Origin of the sequence: Planococcus circulans, from assembly GCF_020023385.1 — a bacterium.
In the GTDB taxonomy this organism is placed as follows: domain Bacteria; phylum Bacillota; class Bacilli; order Bacillales_A; family Planococcaceae; genus Planococcus.
The window spans coordinates 620974-640507 of sequence record NZ_JAIQCL010000001.1 but is presented as its reverse complement, the minus strand read 5'-3'; the positions used below and the strand labels follow the sequence as shown (position 1 = coordinate 640507).

16 protein-coding genes are annotated in these 19534 nt (G+C 44.5%); 15 read left to right on the top strand and 1 reads right to left on the bottom strand.

What is annotated here, in order from left to right:
* The first annotated feature begins 188 nt into the window (after positions 1-188).
* Positions 189-1157, top strand: a complete 969-nt coding sequence (locus K8U60_RS03190) for an SMP-30/gluconolactonase/LRE family protein (RefSeq protein WP_223634304.1) — start codon at positions 189-191, stop codon at positions 1155-1157.
* A 139-nt stretch (positions 1158-1296) separates the two neighbouring features.
* On the opposite strand, the gene K8U60_RS03185 is transcribed toward K8U60_RS03190, so the two are convergent.
* Complete coding sequence (locus tag K8U60_RS03185; protein WP_223634301.1) at positions 1297-2073, bottom strand: NRDE family protein; 777 nt, start codon at positions 2071-2073, stop codon at positions 1297-1299.
* A gap of 317 nt (positions 2074-2390) precedes the next feature.
* Here K8U60_RS03185 and K8U60_RS03180 point away from each other — a divergent pair, with 317 nt between their 5' ends.
* The 14 genes from K8U60_RS03180 to K8U60_RS03115 all read left to right on the top strand — a co-directional run bounded on the left by K8U60_RS03180 (position 2391) and on the right by K8U60_RS03115 (position 19490).
* A complete protein-coding gene (locus tag K8U60_RS03180; protein WP_223634292.1) occupies positions 2391-4064 on the top strand; it encodes a sensor domain-containing protein in 1674 nt (557 codons plus the stop codon).
* 156 nt (positions 4065-4220) lie between these two features.
* Positions 4221-5291: an alpha/beta fold hydrolase gene (locus K8U60_RS03175; RefSeq protein WP_223634283.1), complete on the top strand. Its 1071-nt coding sequence runs from the start codon at positions 4221-4223 to the stop codon at positions 5289-5291.
* Between the two features lie 496 nt (positions 5292-5787).
* Entirely contained in the window at positions 5788-8934 is a 3147-nt protein-coding gene (locus K8U60_RS03170; RefSeq protein WP_223634280.1) for an ATP-binding protein, read from the top strand.
* A gap of 14 nt (positions 8935-8948) precedes the next feature.
* Positions 8949-9641 carry a response regulator transcription factor gene (locus K8U60_RS03165; protein WP_223634277.1) on the top strand — a complete coding sequence of 231 codons (693 nt, stop codon included), beginning with the start codon at positions 8949-8951 and terminating at the stop codon, positions 9639-9641.
* Positions 9642-9801: 160 nt separating this feature from the next.
* A complete protein-coding gene (locus K8U60_RS03160) occupies positions 9802-10590 on the top strand; it encodes a YveK family protein (protein WP_223634274.1) in 789 nt (262 codons plus the stop codon).
* Entirely contained in the window at positions 10532-11227 is a 696-nt protein-coding gene (locus tag K8U60_RS03155; RefSeq protein WP_317851897.1) for a CpsD/CapB family tyrosine-protein kinase, read from the top strand. The genes K8U60_RS03160 and K8U60_RS03155 overlap by 59 nt, the downstream gene beginning before the upstream one ends.
* Before the next feature lie 33 nt (positions 11228-11260).
* Positions 11261-12196: a polysaccharide biosynthesis protein gene (locus K8U60_RS03150; protein WP_223634268.1), complete on the top strand. Its 936-nt coding sequence runs from the start codon at positions 11261-11263 to the stop codon at positions 12194-12196.
* A gap of 20 nt (positions 12197-12216) precedes the next feature.
* Complete coding sequence (locus K8U60_RS03145) at positions 12217-12729, top strand: sugar-transfer associated ATP-grasp domain-containing protein (protein WP_223634265.1); 513 nt, start codon at positions 12217-12219, stop codon at positions 12727-12729.
* Positions 12730-12981: 252 nt separating this feature from the next.
* Positions 12982-14268, top strand: a complete 1287-nt coding sequence (locus K8U60_RS03140) for a nucleotide sugar dehydrogenase (protein ID WP_223634263.1) — start codon at positions 12982-12984, stop codon at positions 14266-14268.
* A gap of 229 nt (positions 14269-14497) precedes the next feature.
* Positions 14498-14827, top strand: coding sequence for a hypothetical protein (locus K8U60_RS03135; RefSeq protein ID WP_223634261.1), 330 nt, complete (start codon positions 14498-14500; stop codon positions 14825-14827).
* Between the two features lie 57 nt (positions 14828-14884).
* Positions 14885-15577: a hypothetical protein gene (locus K8U60_RS03130; protein ID WP_223634259.1), complete on the top strand. Its 693-nt coding sequence runs from the start codon at positions 14885-14887 to the stop codon at positions 15575-15577.
* A gap of 116 nt (positions 15578-15693) precedes the next feature.
* Entirely contained in the window at positions 15694-16680 is a 987-nt protein-coding gene (locus tag K8U60_RS03125) for a LacI family DNA-binding transcriptional regulator (protein ID WP_223634257.1), read from the top strand.
* A 90-nt stretch (positions 16681-16770) separates the two neighbouring features.
* On the top strand, positions 16771-18048 hold the full coding sequence (hisD, locus tag K8U60_RS03120; protein WP_223634255.1) for a histidinol dehydrogenase: 1278 nt from the start codon (positions 16771-16773) through the stop codon (positions 18046-18048).
* A 125-nt stretch (positions 18049-18173) separates the two neighbouring features.
* On the top strand, positions 18174-19490 hold the full coding sequence (locus K8U60_RS03115; protein WP_223634252.1) for a GntP family permease: 1317 nt from the start codon (positions 18174-18176) through the stop codon (positions 19488-19490).
* Positions 19491-19534: the final 44 nt, after the last annotated feature.

Here is a 19534-nt window from a genome sequence, read left to right as displayed (position 1 = left end):
TATTTATTGTTCTCTACCAATTATTCTGGTTGTTTAAGGGGAAGCACCCCTGTATATTCTGTAAGAGCAGTTTCATATCTCGGCGACAGCAGCTGGATTCAGATGATTGATAAAACATGATCGCTTTATTGAAAAGACCATTTTAAGTGTGAAATGAATTTGTTCATTAACAAAAGGGGGACCTGGATATGAAGAAAAAAGGATTGGCAATCGCATTATTGATGGTTTTTCTGCTGGCAGCAGCGACGTTTGTGGGAGCCAAATCAACTTATGAAAAAGAGCCTGTGCCAAAAGGGGATCGGCATGACATTTCGGAAATCATCCCATCCAAAGCCAAATGGGAAAAGGTGGTCGCTGGAAAAGAAGGGTTCATGGAGGGCATCAACTTCGACCGTGAGGGCAATATATGGATGGTGAGCCCGATGTCAGGGGAACTTCTGAAAGTGGAAGATGGCGAGGTCAAGCATGTGAAAGAATATCCGGGTCCGGTAGGCGCGAAGTTTCATAAAGACGGCCGCCTTTTCATTACGGATATATCCGGAGTGATTCATGCGTATGATCCGGAAACAGGAGACAGTGAAATTGCAGTAAGCACTTATAAAGGCAAACCATTAAATGGATTGAATGACTTGATATTCGACGAAGAAGGCGGATTGTATTTCACGGAACCGATGGGCTCGAGTGCAACCAATCCCGTGGGACGCGTCTTCTATCTCCCGGCAGGCAGTACGGAGCCTGAACTGTTCGCAGAAAAGATCGCCTATCCGAATGGAGTTGCGATTTCCGCTGATGGACAACGTGTTTATATCTCAGAATTTGCGAAAAACAGCGTTCTGTCTGTTCCAGCTAAGAATGCACCACCCTCACCTGAAACACCGTTTGTCTTCGGATATTACGAAGGGGGCATCGGGCCCGATGGTTTGGCAGTCGATGAAAAAGGCAATTTGTACGTAGCCCATTTCCAGGCGGGTGAAATTGTTGTTCAGGATGCAAATGGATTCAGTTATGGAACTATTCGTCTGCCTGAAGATGCGGGTACTTTTACGACCAATCTGACATTCCACGACGGTTACCTGTATATCACCGAATCCTCGAAAAATGAAGTCTGGCGCATCCAAGTGAAAGAAGATGGAGTGCCGCTCTACGGACTGCAATAGCTGATTAATTGCAGATACTCAAATCCTTCTGCCGAAGTGAAGCTGCTGAACAAGTTCGAAACTCAAGCGTGTAGACATAAATAGTTTGGTGAAAAAGAAGAAGCTCGGCATTTCCTCAGGAAAATTGCCGGGCTTCTTCTTATTCTGCGGTATTCTCTTGCTCAATTTTGAATTCGAAAACATGGTCTTCTTTGAATTCACCTTTTTCGTAGTTTCTTTCGGCAAAGGTGAGGGTGCCGTCATGTGCAATCAGGACCACGGTTGCTGATCGTGTGCCATAATCCGGCGTTTTGATGAACATGGGAGACAACATACGCTCTAAATCCAATCCAACTCCAGTATCGGGCAGATGGGTATCGGGTGCTTGTTCAGCGTCCGCCAGTATCGTGAAGAGTATTTCGATATCGGGCTGGTCGGTCTGTGCCATATAGGAAGCAAGCCGCTCTTTTCCTTTTGTCACTTTTGGCCAGGGCGTATTCAGGAAATGGTTGCTCAGTCCATGGGTACCGGGTGGAATATCATAGGATTCGTCTTGGATATTATTGTAGTAAACCAGTTTCCTTGCATCCCCCATGATGATATTGAAGCCGGCATAGTGTGTCGGATCAATCGACTGCAAATAGTCTGCTGGAGAATCTGTACCTGCCAAAAAATCCTTGACGACTGCACCTCTGGATAACCGGCCTGCTTCCAGATTGGTGGGATCCCGAAAGTTTGTCAAAGCGGCAATCCGTCCGTGCTTAGTCACGCCCAACCAGGTGCCCATCCCCGTCAAGTCACGGCCAGCCAAAATATGGGGTTCATCATCCCAAAAATGAGCGGGCGCAGCAGGCCGTCCGTAGAATTCGTCCCGATTGGCAGCAACAACTAGTTTATATGTTGGGTGGTTCCGAAATTGAAGATTGATTAGGCACATGCGTTTTCCCCTTTTTGGTTTTATTATATACAATGAAGAGGTTAGTTGACAGAAAAAGGCATTGCTTTCTGACAATTAACAGGACCTTATTTCGCTTATAAAATGCAAGGCCCATTTCCGTTCCACTAAGCTTTCCATTCTTTCTATGGGTAGAGAGTAAGGTTGTCATCGGGCTATTGGTATATCGATTAAGATGAAGCCAGTAAATTTCTGATAATAGGTAGGTCAAAAGTTTCAATTGGAAGTATTTTCTGCTACACTATTAAAAGAGTTTTTCTCGGAACTGAGTCAGCAGCAAGTTAATAGGAGGAACAGCCATGACGAGTGAAGCAGGTTCATTATCTTTTGCACGCATATTAATGGAAGGCATTAAAGAGATGGTATTTGTTGTGAAAGTAAATGACAATGATTCTTTCGCTTATGAGTTTCTCAACAATGCAGTAATGGAGCGGACATTGCTTACTCCAGCCTCAATTGGAAAGACCATTGATGAAGTCCAGTCTGCAAAAAAAGCGGAGTTTTTGAAGGGGAAATATAGTGAAGTTCTCCGGGGAAGTTGCAGTATCAGCTATGAAGATTCATATTATTCTCGTGCAAATCGTTTGTTCTATTCGAAAAGCCTGTTGACACCTTTCTTTAATGATGAAGGTAAATGTACTCATATAGTAGGTCTTGTAACCGATGTCACTGAAGAGAAAACCGCTTTACTGCAAAGTGAAGGAATCCGTCAGCGGTTGGAGGAAAGCAGCGCTCGCTACCGTCCTTTATTCGACAGCAGTGCGGCTGCAATATTTACCTTAGATTCCGAAGGCTGCATTACGGGTGGAAATGCTACGGGACAGAAGCTCAGCGGGTTTTTCATGAGAGACCTGGCAGGAAAGAATTTTGTTGATTTCATTTTGCTGAAAGACCGGGAACAAGCTAGCGAGCATTTCTTATCGGCGGTCGCAGGTGAATTCAATGATCGCCGCCTTAAATTCACTTTTAAATCAGACACATTCATTGTCTGTTTAGTCAAATTCATTCCAATAAACCCGGAATCTAAAAAAACGGGCTTCTATATGATTATCAAAGATATGACGGAGCTGGACAGGGTGGCGAGCCTGTATCAGGAAGGAGCAGAGAATTTTCGGATCATCGCTGAAAATGTTCATGACGTCATCATATTGATGGACCGGGACAAAAATTATCTGTACGTCTCACCTTCAGTAGAAACTATTTACGGCTATAAAGCAGATGGAATTGTCGGACAGAAGCCGTTTTACAATGTGCATCCGGACGATGTCGATTTCCTCCAGCAGGCTTTCAACGAAGCGGCAGAAAACAGAACCCCCTACTTAATGCAGTTGCGGCTCCTCCATAAAAACAAGGGATGGGTTTGGTCGGAAATCAACGGTACTCCCGTTTTCGATGAAGAAGATCGATTTAACCATATGGTGATGGTGGCGCGGGATATCTCCATCCAAAAAGAGTATGAGAGCCAGCTCAAGCATTTCGCTTATTTCGATTCGTTGACAGAGTTGCCGAACCGCCGGAATTTCCAGGAGTATGCAAAGTCTCAGTTGGAACTCAATGAACGGTGTGGAAAGAGTTTAGCGGTTCTTATCCTCGATATAGATGATTTTAAGGAAATCAACGATCAATGGGGACACGAAACAGGAGATGCCGTCATCCAGGAATTCGGATTTCGGTTGAATAGCTGCATTCATGGACAGAATATGGCTGCGCGCTTGGGGGGAGATGAATTCGTCATCCTGTTGGCAGATATCGAAAGCAAAGAACAAGTGGCGGAAGTTGCTGATCACATTTACCGGGTGATGGAAAAGCCGATCGAGGTGCAGGGAGTATCGCTGAAGATCTCCATCAGTATGGGCATCGCTCTTGCGCCAGCTGAAAAAGTTTCGGTTTCTGTAATGATGAAACGTGCTGACATGGCCATGTATAAAGCAAAGAATAAGGAGAAAAATTCATTTCACGTGAGTCCGGCATGAGCAGAAATAGCTCATGCTTTTTATTTTTCAATATTCTGAAAACTGTCGTTTTTATAATAAACTTACGTTACAATGGAAATAGGTGGAAAAGGAATTAGACAAACCTTTATTCCGTTTTCATACTGAAAGTTTCATATTTTGAAGGAGGCGACAGTGATGATCGAGAATGCATTTTATTCGCAGGAAAACCATGGTCCGTTTCACTTGTATGAATTGGGGGATTTCAGTTTGGAGGAAGGCGGGGTGATTCCCCAATGTAAGTTGGCCTATGCCACGCATGGGCAGCTTAACGCGGAAAAAAACAATGCGATTTTAGTGCCGACCTGGTTTTCCGGAACCAGCAAGGATTACGAGAGTTACATAGGCGAAGGCAGAGCGCTGGATCCGAAATTGTATTTCATCATTGTTGTCAATCAGCTCGGCAATGGCTTATCGAGTTCACCCCATAATAGTCCATCGCCGATCGGGATGAGTAATTTTCCGCATGTGCGGATCGGAGATGATGTCCGGGCGCAGCATCAATTCATCACTGGGCATTTCGGCATCACGGAGCTGGCTTTAGTGGTGGGTGGCTCTATGGGCGCCCAGCAAACCTATGAATGGGCAGTCCGCTACCCCGACATGGTCAAACGTGCAGCACCTATTGCAGGAACTGCTAAAAACACTATCCATGATTTTATCTTCACTCAAACCTTGATGGATGCCATCACTTCAGATCCTGCTTGGAATGACGGAGAATACCAATCCAATACGGATGTGGCAGACGGCTTGAAACGACATGCGGATATTTGGGCTGTAATGGGATTTACCACTGAATTCTTCAATCAGGAAAAATGGGGATTGTTTGGTGTCGAAACGGTGGATGAGCTGATGGCAGGATTTTTGGAACCGTTCTTTCAGCTGATGGATCCGAATGCATTATTGGTGATGGGCTGGAAATGGCAGCGGGGAGATGTCAGTCGACATACAGATAATGATCTGGCAGCAGCCCTGGGTCGGATTAAAGCAAAGACTTTTGTAATGCCCATTGATCGTGATATGTTCTTTCCGCCGAGTGATTGTGAAAGAGAACAGCAATTGATTCCGAACAGCGAATTGAAAGTGATTACCAGTATTGCAGGCCATTTCGGGTTGTTTGGCGGCGAAGGTGAAGATTATCATGGCCAGGTCGACGGCTACTTGAAAGAGCTGTTGGCTGCAAGTGTAGTTGAAAGCGTTAACGAGTAGACAGCAACATAAATAAGCAGGGAAATTTCAGAACTCTTAGCTGATGGAAGCTAAGAGTTTTTATGATGTGATTTAATGGATTCTTATAAATTGGTAAAAATAGTGGGTAAAAGGTAGTGATTGAATTTTCAGATACAAAATAAGTTTTCTTTTTCTATGAAAAATGTTATGATTTCGTTAAATCATACATCCTACTAAAAATCCATAAATTGTATTTTTTATATAAACAAGTATACCTTTTTTCCTTTATGTTTTTAAGGGAATGCTTTGTACCATCAAGTTATTAAGTAATCCCGCAACCTAATCATAGGGAATTTAGTTTACTGATTATTCGAATAGTTGAGGTGAGAAAATGAAAGGATCCAATCGGAAAACTTCTATCTTTATTAGAATTTGCTGCATTCTTTGGATTTCTTTCTTTTTTCTTGCTATCGGAAAAATGACTGCAGAAACTGGCCGCGGTGGAGCCATAACTTTAACTGAAGAAGGTAAAGAGATGCCTCTGATCACGGATTTACAAATCCTGGAGGATAGACAAGGAACATTTGAAGTGAATGAGCTGCAGCAGCCTCCGCATAATTGGAAGTTCATTTCAAATGAAGAAGTAATTCCGAATGCTGGATTAAGCTCCGCTGCTTATTGGCTAAGCTTTACTGTTGAGGATCAGTCAGAAGGCAACGAATGGCTTCTTGAACTTGCCAATCCCTCCATTGATGAAGCGATTCTTTATTCCCCCGAAGATTCGGGAGGGTTTGACGTAGTTAAGTTGGGAACTACCGTTTCGAACTCAGAAAAAGCTCATCCCCATCATCATTTGGTCTTCGAACTGTTGCCGTTGGAGAATGCAGAAACGACATTTTTCATGAGAATTGAATCACAGGGAGCGATGCATCTTCCGATAACGATTTGGGAACATGAAGCCTTTGATGCGCAGAGTCGGCAGACAACTGCAATCATCGGTTTACTCGGCGGCTTGATCTTATTGTTATCAGCAGGCTGCATCAAGTGGTTTTTCAATTATCGCCAAAAAAACTTCCTGTATCTCTTTGTTCTGGCGCTATCGGTCTTTGTCGTTGCGTCAACATGGACTGGATTGAGTCTTGCGTATATTTGGCCGGAAATAGGAGGAATGATCCGACAAACTGTCTGGGTGTTTTTTGGAACAGCCGGCATCATGACCCTGTTCATCACGAAGAAGCTATTGCCATCTGCTTTGCTAAGCCACAGATTTATCGGATCGTTTGAAGCCTTGGCTGTCTTTGTCTTGCTGTCAATCGCAATTTCTTTTTTTTCTTATCCCATGGCTGGAGTGTTTTTGTGTATAGCCGTTTTCCTGTCGTTCAGCCTATCTTTGGGGATTTCCCTTTCGGCCTGGAGCAAAGGAGTTTCCTACGCAGCTCCTTATGCTTTTTCCCTGTTTCTATCCATCACTGCATTGGTCATTTCGTTTCTGACGGCTACGGCTATTTTGCCCTATGTAAAGCTGTTGCCATACGTACTTTATCTAGTCAGTGCAATTAGCCTGTTGTTTGCCTCAAAAGGGTTGCTGGCAAAAGAAAGAACGAATCTCGATAAGCATATTCATCAAGAACGTCAAGCGAATAAACGCCAATTGATGGAAATCGAAACCTTGAAAAATGCAAATAAGCGAAAAGATGAGTTATTGGCATTCACCACCAATGGCTTGCGCACGCCGCTTTACGGCATGATCGGCATTGCGGAATCACTTCAGGAATCCCCTGTGGGGAAAATATCACCTTTAGTCGCAAATCAATTGAAAGAACTGGTGGCAAGCGGAAAAAACATGGCGCATTTGGTCAATGATGTTATGGATTCTTCAAAAATGAAGCAGCCCCATCTGCAGCTGCATGTGGAAGTGACTGCGATTGACGTGTTATGCGACAAGGTTATCTCGCTGTGTCGGCCGCTTTTGCGGTCTGAGTCAGTTGAGCTCTATCATACCGTTCCTGCTTCGTTGCCTAAAGCAATGGCTGATCCTGAGCGTGTCCAGCAAATCCTTTATAATCTGATTGACAATTCCATCAACTATACTCATAAAGGAGAGATCACTGTCTCAGCCCGCGTTTTGGGAGAGCAGCTGGAAATATCAGTAAAGGACACCGGAACGGGCATCCAGGAGAAACGGATTCCTTCTTTATTTGAAGGGGATGATGCACAGGAAGAGCTGCACGAAAATAAAAGCACAGGGTTGAAAATTGCCAAAAATCTAGTGGAACTTCAAGGAGGAGTACTGAAGGCCAAGTCGTATATGGGAACCGGCTCAACTTTCAGCTTCACTTTGCCGATTCATAAAGATGAATTGGGATGGAAGTTTTCGGATGGCTTCGAATCGGGCATAAAGGAATTGACCGCATCCCAATTAGCTGATTCTATGCTGAAAGAAAGTACAACAAAAAGAAATCTTCACATTCTGGTCATCGATTCGGAAGAAATCAACCGTCTTGTCCTATTGCGCCAATTGCTGTCAGCCGGCTACCAGGCTGTTGGTGTGGAAGGTGGAAAAGCAGCGATGCAGCTGCTGGGGCATAAACCGGTGGATTTGATTGTGATGGATGGACATTTAGTGGATATGACAGGAGATGAATTATGCCGCCATATCCGCTTGGACTTCACCTTGACAGAACTGCCGATTCTCATGCTCTCGCATGTGGATGGGCTGCGTGAAAAAAAGGAAGCTTTTACTGCTGGGGCAAATGATTATCTGCTGAAGCCCTGCGACAAGGAAGAGTTTTTACTGCGCATCGAAACCCTGGCAAATATGCGGAGCCTGACACAGGAAATCACCAACTTGAATTATTTTCTTGAACGCAATGTCAAAGAACGGACGATGGCACTTGAAATCACCAATATGAATCTGTTGACTGTCAATGACGAAATTCAGGAGATCGAGAAGTCCAGAAATGAAATGCTGTCAGCGATTTCCCACGAGCTGGGCACCCCGATTACGTTGATCCATAGTTATATCCAAGCAGTGAAAGAAAGTTTAATCGAAGAGAATAATCCGCGCTATTTAGATATGATCCATAAAAAGCTACTGCTTTTGGAACGCCTGACAGAAGACCTTGTGGAGTTGACCAAATACAAATCAGGGAATATGATGCTGCGCTTTGAGGAAAGACAGTTGCGGGGATGGTTGGACCGTCTCGTAGAATCCATGGCATCTGATGTGACACAGAGTGGGCGGGCGTTCGAATTTCTCGGAACGGAAAATCGGGATGATATCCAACGAGCGCTTTTGGCTATTGACCTGGATCGTCTTGACCAGGTCATCTCGAATATCCTCTGGAACGCTGTCAAGCATACCTCTGCAGAGGAAGGCAGAATCACCTTATCTATTGAAATACTGGCCGGAAATAATGAAGATGCATCACTGAATGAAGAAATGGACGGAGAACTGGTGATACGGATTGGCGATAATGGTTGTGGCATCAATAAAGAAGCCTTGCCTTATATCTTCGATCGTTTCTATAAGATTGACAGTTCGACCGCCTATAAAGGAAGCGGCCTTGGACTAGCGATTGCCAAAGAAATTATTTTAGCCCATAAAGGACAGATTTGGGCAGACAGTACAGAAGGGAAAGGAAGCGTCTTTATCATTGTATTGCCGCTGACTTTCCATTAAGGGGTGGATGAAAAATGGATGCTACTGTATTGATAGTGGACGACGATGAAGGAATCCGTGAATTGATGCGCTTATTCCTGTTAAAGAAAGGCTACAGCGTGCTGCAGGCAGAAGATGGTTTTCATGCCCTTGAACTGCTGGAAAAGGAAAAGCCGGATCTGATCTTGCTGGATGTCGAAATGCCGGGTATGAACGGGTTGGAAGTATGTGAGAAAATCCGCATGAAGACGACTTTGCCGATTCTCTTTGTCAGTTATCGGAAAGAGCTGGTGTATAAGATTCAAGGGCTCGAAGCCGGAGGTGATGACTATATTACCAAGCCTTTCGATTTTAATGAATTGGAGGCCCGCATACGGGCCATACTTCGGAGAAATGGCTGGAAGAATGCCGAAGAAGACCAGCTGACAATCATCAAATACAAAGATCTTCACATTCATGTAGATGCTCGCGAACTGTACATTGCGGGAAAGCCGGTGAAGCTTTACCATAAAGAATTTCAATTATTGCTGCTGCTGGCGCAGACGCCGAATCGGGTTTGGACTGCTGAACAATTATACGATCAAGTATGGGGCTATTATTCCGAAGGGGATGTCCAGACAGTAAAAGTGCACATCAGTAATTTGCGGAGAAAGATCGAAAAGGACCCCGCTAACCCAAATTTCATCCAAACTGTACGAGGGTTTGGCTACAAATTCATATTGGAGTGAAAGGCATTCGGCTTCCATAGGCCGGATGCTTTTTTGTGTGGATATGTGATCAGGTCCGAAAAATTCTCTTTTGTTAGAATTTTAAGATTATTTAACTATTATTTAACCTTTGCTCCTTATTATTAAGCGTACAAAGGATAAATCTTAGGAGGATCTACTTATGGAAAGCACATTTAATCTCAACAAATTCCTGAAAGCGGTGCAAAAGAGAAAGGCATTGATCATTCTCGTCACACTGGCTTTCATTGTCTTTAGTGCTGTTGCGAGCTATACCGTCATGAAGCCGGTTTACCAGGCAACTACGCAAATCCTGATCAATCAAAACACGGAGGGCAGCCAGAATTTCGACAGTCTGGATATCGACACCAACCTTCAATTGATCGGAACGTATAATGTCATCATAAAAAGTCCGGCGATTTTGTCCAATGTGATAGAGGAATTGGAGCTGAATGATTCGGTTTCATCACTGACGGAACGGATTACAGTCAACAATATCGAAAGTTCACAGGTAGTCACCTTGTCCGTTGAAGATTCGTCGATGGAGCAGGCCGTGCTGATCGCCAATACGACAGCGAAGGTTTTTCAAACGGAAATCAAGCAAATGATGAAGGTGGACAATGTCAGTGTACTGGCTGCAGCGGAAGCGAATCCGAATGCCAAGCCCATTCGCCCCGACCCTGTATTCAACATGGCCATTGGAACCATTATTGGATTGGTCTTCGGGGTAGGCATCACGTTGATCCTGGAGCAATTGAATACGACCGTCCGTTCTGAAGAGGATATCGAAGAAATGGCAGGACTGCAGATTTTAGGAGTGGTCAGTCCGGTAGACAGCAATTTAAAAATGGAAAAACCATTAAATCTTAAAGACAGATTGGAGAAGGATGTCCATGCAGAAAACGAAAAAGACAAAAAGGTTAATGCCGCGAAAATTGGTGGCTCGTACTAATCCACAATCGATTGCGGCTGAACAATACCGGACCATCCGGACCAACATTAACTTTTCGACACCTGGGCTGGATTCGAAGATCATCCTATTCACATCTGCTTCTAAAGAGGAGGGAAAATCGACGACCGCTGCAAACATGGCGATCGTCTTTGCGGAAACCGGCAAAAAGGTATTGCTGATTGATGCGGATATGCGGCGGCCGACGTTGTATCGGACTTTCCAATTAGGGAATAATACCGGGCTTTCCAACTTATTACTCAGAAAAGGACAGCTCAAACATTCAGTGAAAGCTAGCGGCATTCAAAATTTGGACCTGCTGATGAGTGGACAGATTCCACCAAATCCAGCGGAATTGCTGGAGTCGGATGCGTTGGATGAATTGATGGAAGAGATGCGGGGATTGTATGATTACGTGCTTTTTGACTCGCCGCCAATTCTATCTGTAACGGACTCCAAAATTTTGGCAAATAAATGCGATGGCACGGTGCTGGTCGTCAATACCGGCAAATCTGAAAAGCAAAGTGTTGAAAAAGCGCGTGATTCCTTAGCGACTGCAAAAGCATTCATCCTGGGTGTCGTATTAAATAATTATCCACTGACTAAAGAAAATTATTATTATCACAATTATACGAACTAGTTCGGTCCATTCGACAGGAAAGGGAGAAAATGAATGAAGGTGCATAAACAGCGATTACTCGGAATTCTTCATCATTCTCTACCACCGTTTCTTGTCTTCTTTCGCCAAATCCGTCAATTCATACTGGTCGGGTTTGAAAATATTGAAGAAAAACTTGAAGATGCGGTCTTGCTGACAGCACCGCATTTAACAGGAAAAACTGTCATGGTGACCGGCGCCGGCGGACGGATCGGTTCAGAAATCAGCCGGCAACTGATCCAATATCAGCCTGACCGGATCCTGTTGCTTGGAGATGGACCGCGTTCCATCTATTTGGTGGAGCACCAGCTGCAGAAGCTGTTGGAAAGGAATACCGAAATTATCCCTATTATTCTAAACATGCAGGACAAGAAGCGGCTTTTTGAAGCAGTCCGGCGTCATCGGCCGGACATCATCTATCATACAGCTGGACATCAGCAAATTGATTTTACGGAAGAGAAATCTGCCGAGGCGCTGTATTCCGATGTTTATGGAACATATAATATTTCGGAAGCGGCTAACCGCTATCGCATCAGCACTTTTGTATTGGTTTCCTCAGAGCAGGCAGTAAAGCCCCGCAATCTTAGCGAAGCCGCCAAGCGGTTGACGGAAATAATTGTTGAAAGCATCGCAGTGACGAGTCTGACAGCGTACATGATCATCCGTTTGCCCGACAAGCTGGATCATCGGCAACATGGCGGAAAGCCTTATCACTTGTTTGAGCAGGACGCGCCAGTCATCCAGGCGGCACAAAATGTACTTCATGCTGGAAGAGAGCGGGAAGTGCTTGGAAGCAGCAATTTGATTCAGCAAACAGACAAAAACACCGGAAACGGGTTTTCCCCACAAGATCGGCTCAGTCAAATAGAGGTGGCACGCCTTTTAAAACAGTTGAAAACGATGCCGGAGGAAAAAGCGAAGGAACTGGTTATTTCGATTATAAAGAACTAAAGCGTGAAAGGGTGGAGCAAATGGACGCAGAAAAATATCACAGCGAGCTTTATTTTAAAGAAGATGTGGGCGAGTTCGGAAGGGATCTGCCATTTCAGAATGATGACATGATCGAACAGCATCCTTTCCTGAACAAAATCTATCCCTATGCCCTGAATACCATTCATTTGGTGACATATTGTGAAAACAATACGGTTTCATTGCTGTCAGGCAGTTTGGAAATTGGCACTGTTGAAAGTGCTTCTGGATTTGCAGACGAAATCGGAGGCATCTCATGCGGGGTGGATCATCAGGGGAACTTGAAATCACATGCCTATGACTTGAATACATTGGAAAAAAACGATAAGCATCCACAGACTCGTTTTGTGTTCGCAGGCAGCAGCATTCCCCATTTCGATCGACTCAAGTCCTTTGCCATCAACATGCACATCCACAATAACGTCGACGATGTGATTTCATGGAAACTGGCATTGAATTCAAAAGGCCAGCCCATTTTGATCACTTCACTGATGGAAAAAGAAAACCTGCTTTAACCGAACTTTTTTTAAAACATCTTGCCTAAATTCAGGATGCCCTGAAGCCGCTCTGCCAATTAAAGAATCCACCATGTGAGCCTAGGGAAGCTCGGTATTCCCGGATTTCTGCATAAACTAAACAAAATACAGCTGATTGTTGGATTCCATAAAAGAGAAAAGACAGCGGCCATTGCAGAGGATTGGAACAACCAGCTCAGACAATTCCACTGCTTGAGTCTGGGTAGTAGAAAAAGGGGGATATTCAGTGCTATGTTGCAAAACTTAAAAATAGCCGTAGTCGGTCTGGGCTATGTCGGATTGCCCGTTGCGGTTGCCTTCAACCAAAAATACCCTGTCATCGGCTACGATACAAGTATAGAGAGAGTTCAGGCCTTAACGATTGGCATGGATAAAACGAATGAAGTAAGCCGTGAGGAGTTCAGGAAATCGACCATCCTTTTTACGGCTGACCCAACGGATCTGAATGACGCAGGATTCATCATCATTGCTGTGCCGGCATCCATGGATGAAGAGAAGCTGCCGGAACTTTCTGCTTTGGAAGGGGCCTGCAGATGTGTGGGTGGACATATGAAAAAAGGGGCGGTAGTAGTCTTGGAATCGACTGTGGCACCGGGGATGACCGAGGAGATTTGTATTCCGCTGCTGGAGAAATATTCAGGCTTTGAAAGCGGGAAGGAATTTTTTGTTGGCTATTCCCCTGCCAGAATTTTACCGGGAGACAAAAAAAACCGCTTTACAAAAATAAAAAAAGTTGTGGCAGGGCAAAATGAAGAAGTGACGGATTTTCTGGAACTTGTATATGGAAGTGTCGTGACTGGCGGCATCCATAAAGCGCCGTCTATCCGTGTTGCTGAAACAGCAAAGCTGATCGAGAACATTCAGCGGGATGTCAATGTGGCGTTGATGAACGAATTGGCGCTGATTTGCGAGCGCTTAAAAATCGATACTCAAGAGGTTTTGGAGACAGCAGGAAGCAAACGGGATTTCGTGAAGGCGTTTCCGGATCTGGTCGGTGGACACGGGATTGAGGTGGCTTCATTTTATATGGCGAATAAAGCAAAAATGGTCGGCTATAACTCAGAAGTGATTTTATCGGGACGTAACATCAATGACGGGATGGGCAGATTCATTGCGCAGTCGCTGATCAAAAAAATGATTCAGGAGAATATCAGCATAGCGGACGGACGCGTCACAGTATTAGGGCTTTCTTCTAAAGAGGATATCCCCGACCTGCGAAATTCCAAGGTGATTGATATCGTAAAGGAGCTGAAGGAATACGGCATTGAAGTGCAGTTGGCCGATCCTTATGCATCAGAAGAGGATGCAGAACGTTATTACGAATCGAATATCTTAAGCGAGCACCAGTTGAAACCGGCACATGCCGTTATATTGGCCGTGCCGCATAAGCCCTATAAAGAAGGAGGCTGGCAGCAATTTGAGAGCTTATTGCTTGGACAGCAAGGGATTGTCTTCGATGTAAGGGGCATTCTCGACCGAAAGAAGAAACCGGAAAAAATCCGCTTATGGCGCTTATGACTTTATGGAAAAACGATATTCTCATGCACATCTGAACGGCCCACAGCAGATCGGATAAGAAAGACCCGGAATTGCTGGACTAAGGAACGCCAATCTAAAAGTCTCTTTGTGTTATTTCCAGACGAAGGAATATTTAGAAGAAAAGCAGCCCGCGCGATATTTTCGCGGGCTGTTTTTTTGAACAGGTGGAAGGGTATGGAACAGTATAGAACTAAAGGAGGGCGAAGTTATGGAGATTGTGGCGAAGAGGGATTTGCTCAAGGACCGTTACGGGAATTATTATATGGTGTCTTATGCTTCGAAAAAATCGTTGACGATTGTTAATGCCGCCATGTATCATGCGTTCAATCAAACACTCAATGAAGAGCTGGTGGCTAAAGTGAAGGCAAAGTATCCAAATGACATTGCCTGTGGAAAGTATTTTGCCGATTTGGTCCATGAGCAGGTAGAGCAAATGAACAGTCCCGACAATCCCGGTAAAATCTATGATATTGAAGATGTAAAAAAAGAGTATGATTTGCACATGAAGCCGCTTTATGATGATTCATTTCATTTGTAGCGGTATCTGGAAGCCGAACAGTCCACTACGCCACTTCTTTAAGAGGAGAGGATTCGTATGCCCAGACTACTAAGTTGCAGTTTAGCGTTGGTGCTGCTTTTGGGAGCGTGTGGCAATGAAGAGCCGGAAGTGCAGATTCCCCCAGGGTCGGATACCAACATAACGGCGGATGACCCGGAACGTGCAGAAGAAGCCGTAAGTGAGCCTGCTTCTGAAGAGGAGGCAGCGACTGTAGATCCGTATGATTATTTTATGCCGGACGGTTCGACAGCTTCTTTTCTCGGTGAAGGAAATGAGTACGCCAGTTTTACACTTCGGACAGTTTATCTGGAAGGCGAGCATGTGGCCGTTTATGAAGACAATGGCGGAACCGTAGCACTGAGAGTTTACAGGCTGAGCGAAGACGCAATCGAACTGGTGGAAGAACAAGTTGAGTTTTACGAAGACTACACAGCAACACGCGAAGAACTGGAGGCGCTCGAGCCCATCCGGACTTACCTGACCTTCCCATTGGAATCCGGAACGGTTATCGGAGAGCGGACAGTCGTCGAAACGGATGCGACAGTTGAAACCCCTTTTAAAAATTTTGAGCAAGTGGTTGTGCTCGAACGTGAAGGTGAGGAAGATTCACTCAGCAGATCTTATTTTGCCGAAGGTTATGGCGAGATAAAACGTGAATACCGGATGCAGGAGGAAGGCCAAGAGGAATTTGTCGTGACCTCCGTTTTGGAAGAGCTTGAAACAGAATGAAAAAGAGCGCCTGCCGAGGAATGGCAGGCTTTTTATCGATCAAAAAACAACGGATGTCAGATAGTCGGATTTAGTGTAAGCTAGAATTCAAGAATAGTGGAAAAGGGTTGAACCAAATGAAACCTCCGATTAATGCAAAAGACGTTGCAAAGCTGGCAGGCGTTTCGCAATCATCTGTCTCCAGAGTATACTTTGAAGGAGCCAAAGTTTCGGAAAGAACACGTAAAAAAGTTTTGGCTGCAGCTGAAGAGCTGGGCTATCGCCCGAATGAATTTGCCAGAAGCCTAATCACAAGCCGGACGAAAATCATCGGCCTGGTGATGAAAGGTGTGGAAAACCCATTTTATCCCCAAGTGTTGACGCAATTCACCGCTTCGTTTAAAAAGCATGGGTACAGTGTGCTGTTTGTCCATACCAATAACGATGAAATCCAAACAGAGGACGTCGAAACTTTATTGAATTATAACGTCGCAGGGGTGGTTATTACAGATGCCACGATGTCGTTGAAGGTAGCTGAGAGCTTCAAGGCGAACCATATTCCCTTGGTATTTTTTAATCGGAAATTAAACTTATCTGATTTCTATTCAGTATGCTGCAACAATTTGAATGCTGGACGTGTAATCGCTGAATACTTAATCGCGGAAGGTTCAACGGATATGGCGTATATTTCGGGAAATGAAAATACATCAACAAGTCTGGAACGTGAAAAAGGTTTCAGGGAAGTGTTGGAACAGCATAAGCTGAGTTATGCAAAATATTCTTCAGATTACACCTATGGAGGTGGATATGCCACAGCTCTTACCATAATCGAAAATGGCAGGCTGCCCACCGCTTTTTTCGTGGCGAATGATATTATGGCGTTGGGCGTTTTGGATGCATTGCGGAAAAAAAGGATTCAAGTGCCTAAGCAGGTCAAGGTCATTGGCTTCGACAATATTGATATGGCATCATGGCCAGCCTATGAACTGACGACATGGGAACAGCCGATTGAAAAGATGGTTGAAGAAACAGTTGCTTATTTATTAGCTGAAATAGCCGAATATACAGGCACCGCAAGGATCCTGGAAATAGAAGGTGCATTTATTGAACGGAAAACAACGTAATAGATGTTGACTTTCAAGAAATATTCACATACTATCTAAATAGTCTCACTTTTGCATACGTATTCATATTGAAAAATGGAGGAGTTAATTATGATGAAAGTCTTAAAAGCAGGTAAATCACAGGAAGAAGTAAGCGCTAACGATTCAAAGGTTTCGCAAATTGTTGCCGGAGCATTAAAGGATGTAGAAGAGCGTGGCGATCAAGCGGTACGCGAACTTTCCGAGAAGTTTGATAAATGGGTACCTGAATCTTTCCGTTTATCTACCGAACAGATAAATGAAATCGTTTCCAAAGTGCCGGATAGTGTCATTGAAGATATAAAATTTGCTCAAAAGAATATCCGCGAGTTTGCAGAAGCGCAATTAGCTTCTATGCATGATATTGAGGTCGAAAATATTCCTGGTGTCATTCTGGGCCATAAGAACATTCCAGTCAACAGTGTAGGCTGCTACATTCCAGGCGGACGCTATCCGATGGTTGCTTCAGCGCACATGAGCGTTTTGACCGCTAAAGTCGCAGGGGTTAAACGTGTAATCGCTTGCACGCCTCCAATCAATGGCGAAATTCCAAATGCGACGATTGCAGCGATGTCACTTGCCGGAGCGGATGAAATCTATTTGCTGGGCGGAATTCAGGCAATGGCAGCCATGGCGATTGGAACTGAAACCATCGAATCGGTTGATATGATCGTCGGACCGGGTAATGCGTTTGTTGCTGAGGCAAAACGTCAGCTGTATGGACGCGTCGGAATTGATTTGTTTGCAGGACCTACCGAAACTTTAGTCGTAGCAGATCACACAGCTGATGCCGAGATGGTGGCAACGGACCTATTGGGTCAAGGGGAGCATGGACCGACTTCGCCTGGTGCTTTAATTACCACATCAGAAGAACTGGCAAATGAAACGGTGAAGGAAATCGAACGTCAATTAAAGACTTTGCCAACTGCAGATGTTGCAAGTGTTTCCTGGGAAGATTATGGGCAAATCCTTTTAGTTGATTCAATAGAGGAAGCAAGGATTGAAGCGGATCGCTTAGCTTTTGAACACGTTGAGATTCTGACGGAAAACCCGGATTACTTCCTGGAAAATATGACGAATTACGGTTGTTTGTTCCTTGGACCGGAAACGAATGTTGCATACGGTGATAAGGTGATTGGGACCAACCACACTTTGCCGACAAAAGGCGCAGCTCGTTATACCGGGGGATTATGGGTCGGAAAATTCATTAAGACAGTCACCTATCAGAAAGTGACACCAGAAGCGAGTGCATATATCGGTGAATATGCGGCACGTTTGTGTCAGCTTGAAAACTTCGCAGGACATGCAGAACAAGCACTCCTCAGAGTCAGAAGATATGGCAATAAATAAACTGCATATAGTGGATTAAAGGGTTGATCGTCCATTCTTCTAAGAATCAGATACAAAGAAAGATAGTTTTTATTGAATATATTAAGTTCAACTTATTTAACTTGAAGGGTATGGGGGTAGTATAAATGCTTGGCATGATTGGAATGTTTGGCGGGTTGCTTCTATTGATATATTTGACGATGCGCGGAATGAACTTGCTCATCGCAGCACCTTTGACTGCTTTGTTTGTAGCTGTACTAAATGGACTACCTTTGTTTCCCCAGCTTGCTGAAGAAGGGGCCGCCAACTTTTTAACAAATTACATGACTGGATTTACAGGGTTCATCGCCTCCTGGTATTTGATGTTCCTGACAGGGGCTATTTTCGGTAAAGTGATGGAAGACAGCGGTGCAGCTGATAGTGTTTCGAAATGGATTGTCAGCAAAATCGGTATGAAACGAGCAGCTTTGGCAGTAGTAATTGCTTGTGCAGTTTTGACTTATGGCGGAGTTAGCTTATTCGTCGTAGCGTTCTCTGTTTATCCAATGGCTCTTAGCCTTTTCAAACAGGCGGACTTGCCGCGGCGCTTTATTCCAGCGGCACTGGCTTTCGGATCGACGACTTTTACGATGACCTCTGCTGGATCACCGGAAATCCAGAACTGGATTCCGATTGAATTTTTAGGGACATCCCCTTATGCAGGATGGCAAGTCAGTTTAATTGTAGCGATTTTTATGATGGTTTTCGGTTATTGGTGGTTGAAGAAGATGATTGGTAAAGCAGTAGCAAAAGGTGAGCATTTTGTTTCTAGAAAAACAGATCCTTCTGCAGAAAGCCGAAAAGAATTGCCGAATCCTCTTTTGAGTATGATTCCGCTTTTAGTCGTATTGATTATCTCGTATATATTCCATGATTCCCTTGGTACTTCGGCTTTAATTATTGCGTTGAGCGGTGGTATTTTAAGCACCTATCTCATCAATCGAAAATACTTCGAAAATCTTAGCAAAGCTTTTAGTGACGGCGCTATGGGAGCGGTTATTGCTATCGCCAATACGGCGGCTGTAGTTGGTTTTGGTGGAGTTGTCAGAGTGACACCTTCTTTTGAAGCGGCAGTTGATGTGATGACAGGAATCCCTGGAAGCCCGTTGATCGGCGGAGCATTGGCAGTAGCGGTCATTGCTGGACTGACAGGATCGTCTTCAGGTGGTCAAGCAATTGCATTGCCGTTGCTGGCACCTCATTACTTGGATATGGGCGTCGATCCCGAAGCCTTGCATCGAACAGTTTCTATTTCTTCTGGTTCATTGGATTCATTGCCGCAAGGCGGCTATGTAGTCACAACCATTCGTTCGATTGCTGGAGAGACGCATCGTGATGCTTATCCGGCATTCGGTGCATTATCAGTTGTCGTACCATTGCTTGGTGCTGTCCTGGCAGTAGTGTTATTCTCACTTGGATTATAAGATGAAACCGCCCAACAAACGATGCATGATAAAGTTTGTTGGGC

Coding starts and splice junctions, on each gene's coding strand:
- K8U60_RS03180 (WP_223634292.1), top strand. CDS start 2,391: ATGACGAGTGAAGCAGGTTCATTATCTTTTGCACGCATATTAATGGAA.
- K8U60_RS03115 (WP_223634252.1), top strand. CDS start 18,174: ATGCTTGGCATGATTGGAATGTTTGGCGGGTTGCTTCTATTGATATAT.
- K8U60_RS03130 (WP_223634259.1), top strand. CDS start 14,885: ATGCCCAGACTACTAAGTTGCAGTTTAGCGTTGGTGCTGCTTTTGGGA.
- K8U60_RS03175 (WP_223634283.1), top strand. CDS start 4,221: ATGATCGAGAATGCATTTTATTCGCAGGAAAACCATGGTCCGTTTCAC.
- K8U60_RS03190 (WP_223634304.1), top strand. CDS start 189: ATGAAGAAAAAAGGATTGGCAATCGCATTATTGATGGTTTTTCTGCTG.
- K8U60_RS03165 (WP_223634277.1), top strand. CDS start 8,949: ATGGATGCTACTGTATTGATAGTGGACGACGATGAAGGAATCCGTGAA.
- K8U60_RS03170 (WP_223634280.1), top strand. CDS start 5,788: ATGCCTCTGATCACGGATTTACAAATCCTGGAGGATAGACAAGGAACA.
- hisD (WP_223634255.1), top strand. CDS start 16,771: ATGATGAAAGTCTTAAAAGCAGGTAAATCACAGGAAGAAGTAAGCGCT.
- K8U60_RS03135 (WP_223634261.1), top strand. CDS start 14,498: ATGGAGATTGTGGCGAAGAGGGATTTGCTCAAGGACCGTTACGGGAAT.
- K8U60_RS03150 (WP_223634268.1), top strand. CDS start 11,261: ATGAAGGTGCATAAACAGCGATTACTCGGAATTCTTCATCATTCTCTA.
- K8U60_RS03160 (WP_223634274.1), top strand. CDS start 9,802: ATGGAAAGCACATTTAATCTCAACAAATTCCTGAAAGCGGTGCAAAAG.
- K8U60_RS03125 (WP_223634257.1), top strand. CDS start 15,694: ATGAAACCTCCGATTAATGCAAAAGACGTTGCAAAGCTGGCAGGCGTT.
- K8U60_RS03140 (WP_223634263.1), top strand. CDS start 12,982: ATGTTGCAAAACTTAAAAATAGCCGTAGTCGGTCTGGGCTATGTCGGA.
- K8U60_RS03145 (WP_223634265.1), top strand. CDS start 12,217: ATGGACGCAGAAAAATATCACAGCGAGCTTTATTTTAAAGAAGATGTG.
- K8U60_RS03155 (WP_317851897.1), top strand. CDS start 10,532: ATGCAGAAAACGAAAAAGACAAAAAGGTTAATGCCGCGAAAATTGGTG.
- K8U60_RS03185 (WP_223634301.1), bottom strand. CDS start 2,073: ATGTGCCTAATCAATCTTCAATTTCGGAACCACCCAACATATAAACTA.